Raw genomic sequence first — 14865 nt, forward strand, 5'->3', positions numbered from 1 at the left:
GGAGTCACCCAGCAACGTGGGAGTGCAGGTCAGCTAATACTGATAGTTTTGAGCAAGGACGACGTCTCCACCGAGAATGGCTCGGGTCATGCCCAATTTTCTATGTGATAGTTTTATCTCGAAATTTCTTCCCTTAGCGATCAGGAGGGTTCCAATCGTTCTCGACACCGGCATTGTTTCGCCGCAATCGTAGCGCAAGGCCGATAGAGACTCCTACACCTATGGCGACGGTCAGATCCGTGAAGACTGTTAGTGCCAAAGTAACGACGAGCAGGATTCTATCTGAGATGCGGGTTTGCATATACGCTCGCCATTTATGCGGCTCGCCGAAGAGCCATGGCTTAAAGAGCAATATGGATCAGCGTTTAAGGACTATAAGGCAAAGGTCCGACGGTTCTTTTAGACAAACGGCCAAGTGCAAAAGCAGACCTTCGCCATGGTGCGGCATATTGGGAGGTCTGGGCTCAAAGCCGACAAACGCCGGAAAACTTGACGTGCCCTCTGGATTGATCTCGAATGTCGTGCATCTCGAGGAAATCAAGTGGGGAGGCAAAACGTATGTCCAAAGGTTATTTAATCGCGCACATTCGAGTGCAGGACAAAGAGGCCTTTGAAGAGTTCAAGGCACTCTCAGGAGCGGCGATCAAATCGCACAATGGTAAAGTTCTTGTCCGAAATCCAAAGCCCGATCATCGTGAGGGGGCCGCGAAGGGCCTGGCAATCGTGATTGAATTCGAGTCTCTTGAAGCAGCGCAAGCGTTCTATGATTCAGAAGCTTACAGTCAAGCACGTGCTGTTAGAGAGAGGATTTCAGAAACGGATCTTATATTAGTCGCTGGTCTCTGACTTCGGGAAAATCGATCGATATGTTCCCTACTTCGTCGCTGTTGATCCTAATCGAGGGCGTTATGAGCCTTTCACTTATTCTCGGAGACACCGGCTAGATTGAAACGGCTCGAAATGCTGCGGCCGGTTTGTTGTCGAGATCCCAACGTAATACGTGACGCCTCTGCGAGTTATAGAAACCAGACATTCGCCGCCTATCAGAAACTCGGTAAAGTGGGCTCAAAGCAGCCATCGTGGTTAGTGCAGCATCTGGGATCTTAAGCTGACTTCCTCAGTTGGGGACGGCCCATTGCTGCATTTCACCCGACACAACCCTCGCTGCGGTGCGGCCCGTCAGACCAGACTTTCGCCGCAGGTGCGAAATCGAGCTTTCGGCGAACTGGTAGTCTGCGGACAGAGCAGACTTTTAAATACGGGTTCTGAGCACCGCGCTTCTTATAGAAAATCAATCTCTCGAATTGGCAGTCTTTAGCGCTCACTCAGATCTTGGCTGCACGACCTAAAGTGATAAGAAGCAGACTTGTGCCATTTTTCGCACTTCTTTTCAGAACATCTCGAGCCGCTCATAAAATAATGGAAAACAACTATCTTGCCCCATATGAATCTCTACAACCTGTCAACAAAGCACATTTGTTAAAGCCCCAGTTACGAGTCTTGACTCCAAAAATGGGCGCGGATTCAAACGAAGTTCACGTATCCATGAATTCGGACTTGCCTTCTTGATCGAATCTGCTCCCCAAAAGCCATAACGTTACGTCATGCTGTGACCGAGATAGCGTTCTGCACTGTTGGGGCAGCCCGATATCAAATAGGTGTTATGTTTATTAACCATTTTCAATAGTTTCCTGCCACGTGTGAATACTGAAATTGCATTGAGACTAAAGGGCTTCTGATTTGATTGGCGTTTTTTCGAAACCGCAACTTGGCTGGGTCCCTGTCTTGATTGTGGCGATTAGCTTCACGGCAACTCTTTCACTGGCGTATTGGCTTGATGGAGACCAGAGACAAAAAAGTGAAGCCGTTTTTGGTGAGCTTACGGAAGATAATAGAGTAGCGCTTCTAGGCCGCCTTGAGAGTTACCAGCACGCCCTAATGGGTGCTGCAGGTTACTATTCGGCTTCAGAAGAAGTTACCTCGGAGGAGTGGCGCGAATACGTTCAGTCGCTTTCTCTTTCTGATTGGTTGCCGGGTATTAACGGTATTGGCATAATCCAACCCGTTGAAAAAATTGAGATTCCAGCTTTTTTAGAGACGGCGGCAGAGACAGGTGACCCGGATTTCAGGATACATCCGGAAACTGACTTGGATACTGCTTTTGTAATCAGGCATATTGAACCCGCCGCAAATAACTTGGAGGCGCTAGGGCTTGATATCGCTTTTGAAGATGGGCGCAGGCGTGCTGCGATCCGCGCGCGCGACACAAGAACTCCGCAACTCACACAACGCATACTGCTCGTTCAAGATAGAACTAAGCAGCCCGGTTTTCTGCTGCTGAACCCGATCTTCCGACCTGAGAGCACTACCTTTCTGGGGTGGTCCTATATGCCATTCGTCGGAAGCAAAACTCTGCAAAACCTAACCCGTGCACAAACTCAATCGTTCTCGCTGACGGTGTATGACGGGAGCGAGCCTGATGAAGGCGCACTGATTTATGATGAGCGGGTTGCGAATTCGGACGGGCCGGCTTTCACGCGATCGCTTGTAGTCCAAGCATTTGGTCAGGATTGGCTACTCGTTTGGGAAAGCACTCCTCAATTTCAAGCTTCTGAGGCTCGGCATTCTGCAGTGTTGGCACTGGCGCTTGGACTGAACCTTACGACTCTTCTTGGCGCGCTTGCCACGATGCTTTTCCGAAAGGAGCGTGCCGTTCAAAAGCTCGCGGAAGAAAAAACGCGGGAGTCAGAGGCGCGCGAGCGCCAGACAACGTCGATCGTAGAAAATGCAATGGCTTCGATCGTGCTGCTCGACAGCGAAAATCACATCATTACTGCGAACAAGGCGACCTGTGAATTGTTCGCAGTGGACGAACGGGATTTGATCGGTGCACCACTCAGCAAGCTTGTGGATGAGATCGACCTTGTAAAATACGGTAGCTCCAAGCGGATGAAGGCCACGACTTCAACGGGCATACCTCTTGTGTTGGACGGTCGATTGTCAAGCTGGCAGGCAATGGATGGAACCACGCAATCGGTTGTCATATTGCAGGATGTCACCAAGGAAGAAGCAAGTACCCAAAAACTGCGCGAGTCAGAGGATCGCTGGAACACCGTGCTTGTCGGTGCGGAGATCGGCGTGTTCGATGTGGATCTCAGAACGGGACAATCCATCGTATCGGATATGTGGAAGCATTTGATGGGTGTGCCAGCCAACACGGTCAACGTCGATGCTCAAAGACTGTTCCTTGAACGCATCCATCCGGATGACCTTGCTGTTTTGGAAGCGGCGGACGCAGACTGCATTGCGGGCAGAACTTCTAGGTCAGTCGCGCAATATCGCATGAAGTTTGGCGACAATGAATGGCGCTGGATGCGGTCGGATGCGGTAGTCGCCGAATGGGACGATAAAGGCCAGGCCGTTCGGCTCCTTGGCGCGCAAACGGACATTACAGAGCTTAGACGCGCCCAAGAAAAACTGGAGCTCAGTGAGCAGCGGTTCAAATCCGTTTTGGACAATGCACCGGTTGGGATGGCCATGTGCGCAGAGAACGGAGACTTTTTAGGCGTTAACGGCGCCTTGTGCACCCTAACGGGCTTCTCTGCGGAGTATATGGAATCCAGAAAACTGCGCGACGTCATGGTTCGTGAGGATTTTCTTCAACTATTGTCCAACGTGGAGGAGTTGCGGGCTCAAGGCTATAACTCTCTCAAAAGTGAGTGCCGCATGCTGACCAAAGACGGGGAGCCTAAGTGGGGGTTGGTTGGTGTCGCTTGGACAGCGGACGAAGTCACAAACGAAGATATGTATATCCTTCAGGTTCAAGATATTTCTGAGCTAAAGGAAGTAGAGAAAATGAAGGCGCAGTTTGTCTCGACGATGAGCCATGAGCTGCGAACGCCACTGACCTCGATCAAAGGCGCATTGTCACTTCTGGCGGGACAGCATGGACCGCAGATGGAGGGATCTGCAAACAGACTTGTAAAAATCGCGCAACAAAACAGCGAACGCTTGATTGCCCTCGTAAATGATATTCTTGATCTGGAGAAGATATCTTCGGGTCAATCTGAGTTCGACTGTTCTCGGACCAACATGAGCGAACTGGTGAGCCAGAAGATCGAACTGATGGAGCCGTTTGCAAAGCAGCACGGTGTCATCTTTCGAGGGCATTTTCCGACGATATCACCGCATGCAAACGTCGAGCCTGGACGCTTTCAGCAAGTCCTCTCCAACCTTCTCTCCAACGCCGCAAAATATTCATTTGACGATAGTATCGTCGATGTCTTTCTTGAGTTGGTGGATAATGATGTACGCGTCACCGTCTGTAATTCCGGCCCTGGGATCGCTGAAAGCTTCAAGCCCAAGATATTCATGCCCTTCCAACAGGCTGACAGCTCTGACACGCGTAGCAATGGGGGGACAGGCTTAGGCTTGAATATCTCGAAAAAGATCATTGAACACATGGGCGGTGAAATCGGGTTTGACAGCGTCGTCGATGGGGAAACTCGTTTTTGGGTTACAATCCCAACGGCCGAGATTGAACTGGAGGAAGATAGCGAGGCTGCCGACACATCTTGTGACAGCAAACAGCCCATCAAGATTCTTCATTTAGAAGAAGACCAAGACTTCGCAGAGATCGTTCGCGATAGCTTCGGGAAACTCGCGAACGTGACGTCCGTCGGGAGTCTTGCTGCCGCTCAGAGGCAGATCAGCCATTCGAGCTACGACCTCATTATAGTCGACTGGGAATTGCCAGATGGGCATGGTGAGGACCTATTTCCCAGCATCATAAGGCATCAAGCAAGCACGCCAGTTTTCGGGCTATCGGCGCAAGAGGTGCGAACGCGGAGCGATCTAATTGTTGCTGACCTTGTGAAATCACGCACTGACTTGAAAGACGTTGTTTCCAAAGCGATTAAGTGCGTCTATGCCCATCGCCAATCCTTGGATTCAGCAAAAAGAGTGCCACCAGTCCTCGCTTGAGATTTCACAACAATGCCTCATTTTCGGCATCTAGCTAACGACAATTACCTACATCTTTAACGCGGAAGCGACCTATGGAACTGGTCGCTTGGATTGTAGGTAGAGATGGTGAAGAAAACAGTGACCCGCGCGATGCAATTGGCCCATAGGCCAATGGCGATTGGGCTTTGGGCATCTCTTACAATGCCAGATACAGCTTGGGCTGCTCCGTCATTGGGCTCGTATTCGAGTTTCGTCGCTTTTGGGCTCGGAGTTTGTACCGCGGCGGCGCTGGTTTCAGGTTTACACTACAAAACGAAACAAGGGAAAAACGCCAAGCTCACAAGCAAAGAGTTGGAAAACCGGCTTAAAGCACTCGATGAGCACTCCATCGTCAGCATCACTGACGCGAACGCTCGAATTATCGAGGTAAACCAGAAGTTTATTGAGACGCTCGGGTATAGTTCCGACGAACTGATCGGGAACGAAACTAACCTTATCTATCCTGAATGCGAACTTGACCTGTACCAAGAGATTAAGACCACTTTGGCGCAGGGCAAGACCTGGGCCGGAGAGATGCAACTCAAAACTAAAAGCGGTCGCCCGATTTGGACGCAGACCACCATTTCCCCGCTCTTTTCCGCCGATGGGCGTCATGTGAGCAGCATTTCTGTTCGAACAGACATCTCAAAGATCAAGCAGGCCCAAAGCGAGCAGGACATGCGTTGCACGCTGCACATGTTACGCGATGAGGTTTACGTTTTTGACGCGGAAACGCAGCGGTTCACGTATATGAATCAGGCTGCTATGGACCGCCACGGCTGGAACGAAGCTGAATACAAAGTTAAAACCCCTGCGGATGCAATTCCAGGATATAGTCCCGACGAGTTCCATAAACGTGCGCAACCATTACTCAATGGCGAGCATCAGCAGCTAACTTACCAGGTAAACGTTGGTGACACACCTTTGGAAATCAGGCTGCAGCAATCCACTAGCAAGGATGGTCGCGTTCAGTTCGTTGCATTTGCAAACGACATTTCAGAACGGTTGGTGCATGAACAAGCCAAGAATGATTTTGTCTCAACTGTCAGCCATGAACTTCGTTCGCCGCTAACATCTATCAAAGGTGGGCTCGGGCTTGTGTTGTCAGGCGCGACGGGGAACCTCTCGGACAAGAGCCGTTCACTGTTGGAGATCGCACATCGAAACTCCGACAGGCTTGTTCTGCTGATCAATGACATTCTTGACCTAGAGAAAATTGCTTCTGGCCAAAGACAGCTTGAGATAGCGCCGACGGATATTCGTACGCTGATTCAGGATGCTGCAACGGCAAATGAAGCATTTTGCTCGCAGTATGGTGTTTGCATTAGGGTCGTGAGCGAAAACCGCCCTTACATCGTGGAGTGCGATTCAGGGCAGATTTTCCAGATCCTGAACAACTTAATATCAAACGCCGCGAAATTCTCGAAATCAGAGGATGAAATCGTAGTGAGTCTCGCGGCCGATGGCCCTGATACGCTTATCAGCGTCCGGGACTATGGGGTTGGCATACCGGCGGATGCCCAAGCGACAATTTTTGATCGTTTCACACAGGTGCCCGGTCAGGACCGCAAAGCAAAAGGTGGCACGGGACTGGGCCTGAGCATCGTGAAAGCGATTGCCGAGCAACACCAGGGCACCGTAACGCTAGAAAGCTCTGAGGGTGCCGGGACTACATTTACAGTTCGCCTCCCCACCCGCTCTGACGCCGGGGGCACATTGCCGCACAGCGTCGATATGCTGGACGCGGCCCAATAAGTCACTAGGGTGACTTAAAAAGAGTTGAGTCATGCCAGATCAAATTAAAGTGCTACATGTCGACGATGATGGCGATATCCGCGAAATTACTTTGCTCGCACTAGAAACCGTTGGCCTGATGGAAGTGGTTCAAGCGTCCTCGGGGGCGGAGGCTTTGGCAAAAGTACAATCCTTTAAGCCAGACGTCTTTTTGCTGGACGTAATGATGCCGGAAATGAGTGGTGAGGAGCTATTAGCGCGCCTTCGTACAAACCCCGATCTGGACAATACGCCCTGCATTTTTATGACGGCACGGGTTCAAAGCAACGAGATTTCAGGGTTGATTGAAAATGGTGCCATAGACGTCATTCAAAAGCCGTTCGACCCAATGACCTTGGCCCACCAAATCAAAGAGATAATCAAGAAGTAGGTTAGATTGCCTAACCCGCACTGTGAGCTTGTACAACTTTGACGCCGGCCTCTATCAGCTCATCAACTTGGCCCTGAATTTTTTTGATAGAGTTTTCATTACAATTTTCAGCGCAGAAACTCGCAATAGAATGATCTACCAACGCAGCAATTTGCCCTAACTCGCTGAACCCAATTACAGCTGCGGTTCCTGCGATCTTATGGGCCTCTGCTTGAATGCTGGCCAACGCGCGCGCGCGACGTTGAGGCAGCGCGATGCCGTCGATCTCTAACTCCAGTTTGTCGAGTCTTTCGTCCAGCAACGCCAAAAATCTCAGCCTTATGTGACTGAGCCCAGACTCCACTACACTTTGTTGCATCACTGAAGAGCACCTAGTCGGAATAATGAGTTCTTGCGCTTATTGCGGCCGAACGATCCGGTGTGTAGGGGTTCCGCTTCGACTTTAGCACTTGCTTCAAAAATAGCGCGGCGAATTGAGTCGGCCCCCCGAAAACGCAAAGGAACCACATCGCCCACCAGTATATTCATCATTAGTGGTCTTCCGTCGCCATAACACGGTTCAATCGCTTCCAAACCGTGCGCAATTTCATTTGGCAGCTGCTCTAACAGCTCGTTGGTTATACCCTCTGCCACGCAAATAAAGGTCCCGTTCCCATTATGCGCCATCAGAAACTGGCGGAAAGGGATTGCGGATGTCATCGCATCAGCGGCGTCTGTTAGCGCGCAGATGTATTCGTAATCGTTCATTGATCCGTAGAGACGGTCAATATTGCCAATCCTAAATGCCAGAAGAGAAGAGTTGAAAAGAGACCCGCGACCAAGTTGTTTTAAATAGTTATGGAACACCGGAAGCGGGAGCATGTGGTCGATGTCTTGGACTGGATGTGCATCTTCTAACGCGATTTGGCGATCTTGAGGCTGTTTATCGCGCAAAGAGCCGGAGATATCAGTCAGAATCTTCTGATCATGCGCCAGTCGACTTGCAACCGTCATGCGCGTCCGAAGCTCATAGATTTCGAATGGCTTGGTGATGTAGTCCGTCGCCCCCGCTTGGAAGGCGCGGTCGATGTAAGCCTTGTCTGACATTGCTGTCAGCATCAGGATCGGCGTGTCTCTATAGCGCGCAATCTGACGTGTCCATTTCGTTAACGAAATGCCGTCCATATCGGGCATCTGAATGTCGAAAAGGAGCACGTCGAAACCGACATTGTCGTTTCGGAGTATTGAGAGCCCCTCACGTCCAGACTGCGCACATGTAACATCTTCGTACCCAAATGTAGAAAGCACCTCATTTAGGATGTCCAGAACGACTGGATCGTCATCAACTGCCAATATACGCATAGAATAGCCCCTTGTGTTCTTAACCTTCTCTAAAAATCACTCATTAAAATCACGGTCTCTCATTAAACCTTGCATCTAAACTCAGGCAAGAATGGGGCGAGAAAGAGGATTGTTTCCGAGTATCACTCAATTGAACGACTTGTGGCAAAATCTCTACATGTCAGTTTCATCCAAGTTCTCTTAAGATCGAAACCAGAAAAGGTTCGAAGTCTTCGCTATGCTCCCGTAGTGTCCATATTTGGCATCATCACATCAACAAGGAACACGTCGGGCTCATGGCCTGGCGCCACTTCGAGAGCTGGTTAGTCATAGGAGCATTGGTAGTCGATCAGCCCGCCAACCGTTTCAAGTGCTATATTTGAGATTTCCAGTATATCCGGGTCATCACCTACACGAAGGATCATGGGTGAGTCTTTTGGTATAATAAATGCGTTTTAAATCAAGCATTTACTTTAGAGCTTCTCTAACCGTTAAATCAGGTCGTAGCCGTTCTGGGATGTGGTCCCCGCGATTACCGGACTCCCAGAGAACAACTAGATTTCCATCTATTCAGCCAACTATTAGGAGATGTGAGTTCCGGATCTGCTGCGGACTATTGCCCCCATCGGGTGGTCTTCGGTTTAAAGCGTCCCGCTTGATAGGTAGAGCTAGATCGTCAAGCTATCTTGCTATTTTATCCGATCGGCGGATGCAGGCGCGAAAGAGATGTTGAAAGTCGTGCCTTCGCCCTCCGAACTCTCCATCTGAATTTCGCCACCGAAACGATCGACAATTGTTTTTACAATACTCATTCCCAAACCAGTGCCCGACTGACCTTCTGCATAGCTTCCGGGCGCTCGGGTAAAGCGATCAAAGAGAGTCTTCCTTATTGTGACAGGGATACCGTTTCCGTAGTCGCGCACCCAAAAACCAAAGCCATCTGCAGTGGTGCCAGCTTCAACGAAGCTTCCGGGCGGGGACGCCTTCACGGCATTCGACAAAAGGTTGCTCATGACTTGTAATAGGCGATTTTCATCTCCTTGGATCCAACCGCCGGCGGCTTCACTATCGATGGCGGTCACCCTGACATTATGCTCGGCAGCGTAAGGACGTATTTCCTCGATGGCGCGCTGTAAGACATCGAACAAACTGACTTTGTGCATGTCGTTAAAGGTGTCTTTCGAAGTATATTTTTCAAAGTCTAGAATGTCTTCGACCAACTGCGTCAGGCGTTCTGTATTCCGCAACGCCGTGTCGAGCATTTTTTGCATTCCTGCAGATAAATTCCCTCGCTCTATCGCGAGCAATTTGAGTGCCCCCATAACGGAAGTAATCGGTGTCCGGAGTTCGTGAGAGACTGTCGCAATAAGCTCATCGCGCGCCTGATCAAGGGCTTTCCTGTCGCTAATGTCACGTGCTACCCCTACCAACCCGAGCCGGTTATTGGCCTCGTTGCGCAAGGGTGCAATGAAAACTTCGCCGTCGAATGTCGAACCGTCTCGCTTCCGCAGGCCCATTTCAAACCGATCGATTGGTTCCTTTATCGCCTTGCGAAAAATGCGCTCGCCTTGTTGTTCGTATTCATCGAGACTGGCGTAAAGGATAGACCCATTTCGCCCGATGAGTTCGTTGCGACTGAAGCCGAACAGGCGCTCCGTGGCGGCGTTAACCATCTGGATCTGCTGGTCACTGTCCGTCGCAATGATTGCATCTGGCACGGCCTCAATGACCGAATTGAGCAGCATCGTCTGTTCGGCAAGCTTCCGAGCCGTGCCCCATTTCAGCCATTCCTGACCGAGCCATCGGCCAAATAGTCCCACCAGTTCAATTTCCATTGATGTGAACGGAGTTCGTGTGTCACGGCCAGAAAAGTTCAGTGTGCCAACACTCTCTGCTCCCACGCGCAATGGAACCCCGATATAGCTTTCAAGGCCGAAACCTATATAACATGGGTGACTTGCGATTTCGGACTGCCCCGCATGGTGAAAATGCCGCACGCCTTCAGCAGCGAGCGTATGAATGCAATAGGTTCTCGAGACGTCAAATGATGAACCTGGCTCTGGTGCCCAATCCGGCCCAGCAGTGTATTGAACTTCGTAGTCGGTCCCATTGATCCGGCTGACGATTCCAAGAGGCAAGCCAAGAACATCACATCCCAGCTCAAGAAGCCGCGAAATTTTGTCATCCAATTCGATCGAGGGATCAAGCGACAGGAAAAAGAGCTGCCGCAAAGCGTCGTCATGACGGGTGAGAGAGGTGCCACTACCTTTCAGTGCGGTTGGTATATCGATGCTTGTCAATGCGCCTTGTCCGATCTGCACTTCGAAAACTAAACAACATTCTCATCGGCGACATTCGATATCCAGCTTCAAACACCGTTCACGGCGCTTTTGGCGAATTTGCGGCTCATATGTAACGAGCTTGGAAAATTTCGCGGTCCATTTTCTCAATTGATCGATTCTTGATCTGAGCTTGTCGCGGTTTGAGGCTGTCCTCTTTGCTATCTCGCAACTGGTTTAGTTCCGTTAACCGGCTCAGGAATAGCTGTTGATACTGTTTGTCGAGTGTTCGCTTTTGACTATTTCTATTATGTTTGTGTCACTTACAACGAAAGTCCGCAACACGCCCGTTAGGTTAGTAACCTTGCACCCGCAGCGAATGTCCGCAATCCGCCCATTTTGACTGGACTACACCGTCATTGCGAGCGGTACTGCCGTCACGTTGAAACTCCTCTGTTCGGCCCCCACTATTCGGGGCTCGCCTCAGTAGCAGGAGCGCGATGTTGCTGTGGGTTTAGACGGAGATAATCATGGAGCGGATCGAGACTGGAACGCGCGATGCAGTAATTGATGCATGGGCCGTAACTTTTGGCAGGCCACCAGCTAAGAAATTATCGAGTTCGTTGATGCACGCGGCTTTGGCCTATGAACGACAGTGCAAAGACGCTGATGGGCTCTCGAAGGCAGACCGGCGGCGCATAGCCTCCATGGCAGGTGTTGAACGGCTTAGGGGCGCCTCGTCGCGGACAAGGGCAGCGCCAGGGGCGCATCTCGTTCGTGAGTGGAACGGGCGTAGCTATCAAGTCGAAGTCGTAGAGGGCGGCTACGTCTTGGACGGCAAGGCCTACCGTTCCTTGTCTGCCGTAGCCAAACAGATCACAGGCGCTCATTGGTCGGGGCCGCGCTTCTTCGGGGTTTCAGGATGAACCGCAAGATCAGATGCGCGATCTACACGCGCAAGAGCTCCGAGGATGGCTTGGAACAGGAGTTCAACTCACTCCATGCCCAACGGGAAGCGTGCGAGGCCTATATCCTGAGCCAGAAGGCGGAGGGTTGGGTCGCTTTGGCAACCGAGTACGACGATGGCGGACTATCGGGCGGCACGCTGGAGCGCCCGGCCCTGCAAAGCGTACTCGCCGATCTCGATGCCGGACATATTGACCAGATCGTTGTCTATAAGATCGACCGCTTGTCTCGTTCGCTCGCGGACTTCGCCAAAATCGTGGATCGCCTTGACGCGGTTGAGGCGTCATTTGTCTCTGTAACTCAATCCTTCAACACTGCAACCAGCATGGGGCGGCTGACCCTCAATATGCTCTTGAGCTTCGCCCAGTTCGAGCGAGAAGTGACGGCAGAACGTATTCGCGACAAGATCGCGGCGTCCAAGCGCAAGGGTCTATGGATGGGTGGAACCGTGCCACTTGGATATGAACCCGACGGCAGAAGTCTCATTGTCAATGAAGCAGAAGCAGTTACCATAAGGGTGCTGTTCTCATGGTATCAGGAGCACGGGACTGTCAGTGCTGTGAAGCGGAAAGCCGATGCGGAAGGCATCGTCTCGAAGCTGCGTCACATGAACGATGGACGAACGACTGGCGGAACAGCACTGGATCGCAGCCATCTGCATTACATCCTGAGCAACCCGACCTATGCGGGCAAGATCCGCCACAAGGGTCATGTCTTTGACGGCCAGCATCCCGCCATTATTCCCCCGGAACAATGGCAGTCAGTACAGGATATGTTGGTTGGCAACGCGGCCCGCGAACGCGGGACAAGCAACAAAGCAGCCCCCTGTCCACTCGTGGGGAAGATCTTCGATGAGACAGGGGACCGGTTAACACCCTCCCACACCCGCAAGGGTGGCAAGCGGGTGCGCTACTACATCTCCTCACGCTTGGTTAAGGGGAACCGCAAGACCCATCCGGATGCGTGGCGACTGCCAGCCCCTGAGTTCGAGAGAAGCGTGGCGATGGCCATCCGAGGGATGCTCAGTCGCCCCGCTGCTGCGTTGGGTTTGGTTGACGGCATGGATGCCAGCCAAGTGGCGCCTCTTCAACAACGCTTCGTTGATCTCGCCCGGCGGTTTGAGGCGAAATCGCCTTTGAGCAAATGGGCTCCCTTGGTCAAGCGGATCGACATCACAGCAGGATCTCTCGGCCTATGCTTGGACAAGGAGGCGATTGCAGAGGGCCTCGATATCAGGCCAGACAACCTCAGAGAAGAGGCGTTGAGCTTCAACGCACCATTCCAGCTTCGCCGCAAAGGCGTCGAAACCAAGCTCGTTTTAGGCGGAGTGTCCGAACCCACTCGGGACCTAGTCTTGCTCCGCAACATCGCCAAGGCGCATCAGTGGTCCGATCGCCTGAAAGCCGGGCGTTCAATTGCTGCAATCGCAGAGGAATTTGACACCTCACCACGACGTATCCAGCAGGTCCTGCCACTGGCCTTCCTCGCACCAGAGCTTGTCCGTCAGGTTTTGGACGGCACGCAATCCTATGATCTGACGTCCGATAAGCTGGTCAGATCCGGCGTCCCGTCTTCCTGGAGTGAGCAGCTCCGCAGGTACAAGCCGCGACCCACAACCTGCACCGCCTGAATTGCCCACAGAGACGCATGGCTTAAACGCCCGTTCAACAGGCCTTAGACACCGTCTCGGACAAAAAAACCAAACCGCAACGCACCTGAACAACGGCATAAATCGCCAACAAAAACGCAGAGACAGAATTTACGGAGGAGGGTGGCTGGGATGGTAGCAGCCATTTCAAGATCCGATGTGATCTAAGATATTCCATCATGGCCTTGCTTTATTAACATAAATGGTTCACCTCTGTTCCGAATAGAACCGAAGTACACCTGTGCATTCCCACATTTAAAGTGGGAACTATTGTGGGGACGAATGGCGAGAACGTTATGGCAAAGAGACTTACAGTCAAGTCGGTAGAGGCCGCCAAACCAGGGCGCTACAGCGACGGCGGTGGCCTAGGCCTGATGTTGCTGGTGAAAGACAACGGAAGCCGATTTTGGGTCCAGCGCCTGACGGTTCGCGGGCGTCGTCGCGACATCGGTTTGGGGTCATTCCCTGTGATTGGACTTTCGCATGCGCGGGATCAGGCACTGGAGAACAAACGGGCCGCCCAACGCGGCGAAGACCCGTTGGCGGACAAGCGCCGCGCCAAAGCGGCTGATTCCAAGCGGATGACATTTGCCGAAGCAGCAGAATCGGCCTGCATTGAACTGAAACCGGGATGGAAAAGTGCGAAGGAAGCCAAGGCGTTCATGTCGTCTCTGAGGACCCACATATTCCACCGCTTCGGTAATATGGACGTGAGTGATGTAACCAGCGCCGAGGTCCGCCGCGCTATACTAGATTGCCGCAACAAGGTGCCCAACTTGGCGACCAAAGTGCAGCACCGAATACTATCAGTTTTCAAGTTTGCCGTTGCTGAGGGGCTTCGAGCTGATAACCCAGCGACGGCTGAGGTGCTTGCGTTGCCTAAGCTAGAGAAGCGCGCCACACCTAACCGTGCGCTACCCTACTTCGAAGTCGCGGCGGCATTGGAAATTGTGAAAGCGTCAGCCGCATGGGCTTCCACAAAGCTGGCAATAGAATTCGTTGCGCTGACGGCTTGTCGCTCTGGTGAGGTGCGCGGAGCTAGATGGGACGAAATCGATCTGGCAACCGCAACGTGGACCATCCCCGGCACGCGGATGAAGATGGGCCGCGAACACAAGGTTCCGCTTAGCTCGGAGGCGCTAGAAATTTTACACAAAGCCGCCACTCAAAGCGACGGCGCACTCGTTTTCCCCTCAGCCACAGGAAAGCAACTGTCAGACAACACCCTTTCGAAGTTATTGCGAGAACGGAAGGTCGCCAGCACAGTTCATGGCCTGCGTGCCTCGTTTCGCACTTGGACGCAGGAACAAACAAATGTCTCTGAAGAGGTGGCAGAAGCCGCATTGGCACATATCAATAGCAATAAGACCGTGGCTGCTTACGCGCGATCAGATCTTTTTGAAAAGCGCCGAACCCTGATGGAGGCATGGTCCACGTACCTGAGACGGTCGACAAACAATGTAATATCGATCAGCGAGGTCTAA

10 protein-coding genes are annotated in these 14865 nt (G+C 51.9%); 7 read left to right on the forward strand and 3 right to left on the reverse strand.

Going from position 1 to position 14865, the window contains the following annotated elements; all coding sequences use genetic code 11:
* Positions 1–558 precede the first annotated feature (558 nt).
* The 4 genes from BM352_RS00870 to BM352_RS00885 all read left to right on the forward strand — a co-directional run bounded on the left by BM352_RS00870 (position 559) and on the right by BM352_RS00885 (position 7168).
* Complete coding sequence (locus BM352_RS00870; RefSeq protein WP_090211274.1) at positions 559–846, forward strand: DUF1330 domain-containing protein; 288 nt, start codon at positions 559–561, stop codon at positions 844–846.
* Positions 847–1740: 894 nt separating this feature from the next.
* Entirely contained in the window at positions 1741–4983 is a 3243-nt protein-coding gene (locus BM352_RS00875; RefSeq protein WP_090211277.1) for a CHASE domain-containing protein, read from the forward strand.
* A 105-nt stretch (positions 4984–5088) separates the two neighbouring features.
* Entirely contained in the window at positions 5089–6759 is a 1671-nt protein-coding gene (locus BM352_RS00880) for a PAS domain-containing sensor histidine kinase (protein WP_090211280.1), read from the forward strand.
* A 31-nt stretch (positions 6760–6790) separates the two neighbouring features.
* Complete coding sequence (locus BM352_RS00885) at positions 6791–7168, forward strand: response regulator (protein ID WP_090211282.1); 378 nt, start codon at positions 6791–6793, stop codon at positions 7166–7168.
* 10 nt (positions 7169–7178) lie between these two features.
* Here the strand turns inward: BM352_RS00885 and BM352_RS00890 are convergent, their stop codons facing one another.
* The 3 genes from BM352_RS00890 to BM352_RS00900 form a co-directional block, all read right to left on the reverse strand.
* A complete protein-coding gene (locus BM352_RS00890; RefSeq protein ID WP_175500586.1) occupies positions 7179–7475 on the reverse strand; it encodes an Hpt domain-containing protein in 297 nt (98 codons plus the stop codon).
* 50 nt (positions 7476–7525) lie between these two features.
* Positions 7526–8509, reverse strand: coding sequence for a response regulator (locus BM352_RS00895; protein ID WP_090211289.1), 984 nt, complete (start codon positions 8507–8509; stop codon positions 7526–7528).
* 668 nt (positions 8510–9177) lie between these two features.
* Positions 9178–10788 (reverse strand): ATP-binding protein, encoded by a 1611-nt coding sequence (locus BM352_RS00900; protein ID WP_175500587.1) that lies wholly within the window; start codon positions 10786–10788, stop codon positions 9178–9180.
* A 509-nt stretch (positions 10789–11297) separates the two neighbouring features.
* Between BM352_RS00900 and BM352_RS00905 the strand changes: the two genes are divergently transcribed.
* The 3 genes from BM352_RS00905 (at position 11298) to BM352_RS00915 (ending at position 14865) form a co-directional block, all read left to right on the forward strand.
* Positions 11298–11693, forward strand: coding sequence for a DUF2924 domain-containing protein (locus BM352_RS00905; protein ID WP_090211294.1), 396 nt, complete (start codon positions 11298–11300; stop codon positions 11691–11693).
* On the forward strand, positions 11690–13363 hold the full coding sequence (locus BM352_RS00910; protein ID WP_090211297.1) for a recombinase family protein: 1674 nt from the start codon (positions 11690–11692) through the stop codon (positions 13361–13363). The genes BM352_RS00905 and BM352_RS00910 overlap by 4 nt, the downstream gene beginning before the upstream one ends.
* Positions 13364–13677: 314 nt before the next feature.
* A complete protein-coding gene (locus BM352_RS00915) occupies positions 13678–14865 on the forward strand; it encodes a tyrosine-type recombinase/integrase (protein ID WP_090211300.1) in 1188 nt (395 codons plus the stop codon).

The sequence above is a fragment of the Litoreibacter janthinus genome (assembly GCF_900111945.1).
Classification (GTDB): domain Bacteria; phylum Pseudomonadota; class Alphaproteobacteria; order Rhodobacterales; family Rhodobacteraceae; genus Litoreibacter; species Litoreibacter janthinus.

Coding starts and splice junctions, on each gene's coding strand:
- BM352_RS00905 (WP_090211294.1), top strand. CDS start 11,298: ATGGAGCGGATCGAGACTGGAACGCGCGATGCAGTAATTGATGCATGG.
- BM352_RS00910 (WP_090211297.1), top strand. CDS start 11,690: ATGAACCGCAAGATCAGATGCGCGATCTACACGCGCAAGAGCTCCGAG.
- BM352_RS00915 (WP_090211300.1), top strand. CDS start 13,678: ATGGCAAAGAGACTTACAGTCAAGTCGGTAGAGGCCGCCAAACCAGGG.
- BM352_RS00880 (WP_090211280.1), top strand. CDS start 5,089: ATGGTGAAGAAAACAGTGACCCGCGCGATGCAATTGGCCCATAGGCCA.
- BM352_RS00895 (WP_090211289.1), bottom strand. CDS start 8,509: ATGCGTATATTGGCAGTTGATGACGATCCAGTCGTTCTGGACATCCTA.
- BM352_RS00885 (WP_090211282.1), top strand. CDS start 6,791: ATGCCAGATCAAATTAAAGTGCTACATGTCGACGATGATGGCGATATC.
- BM352_RS00870 (WP_090211274.1), top strand. CDS start 559: ATGTCCAAAGGTTATTTAATCGCGCACATTCGAGTGCAGGACAAAGAG.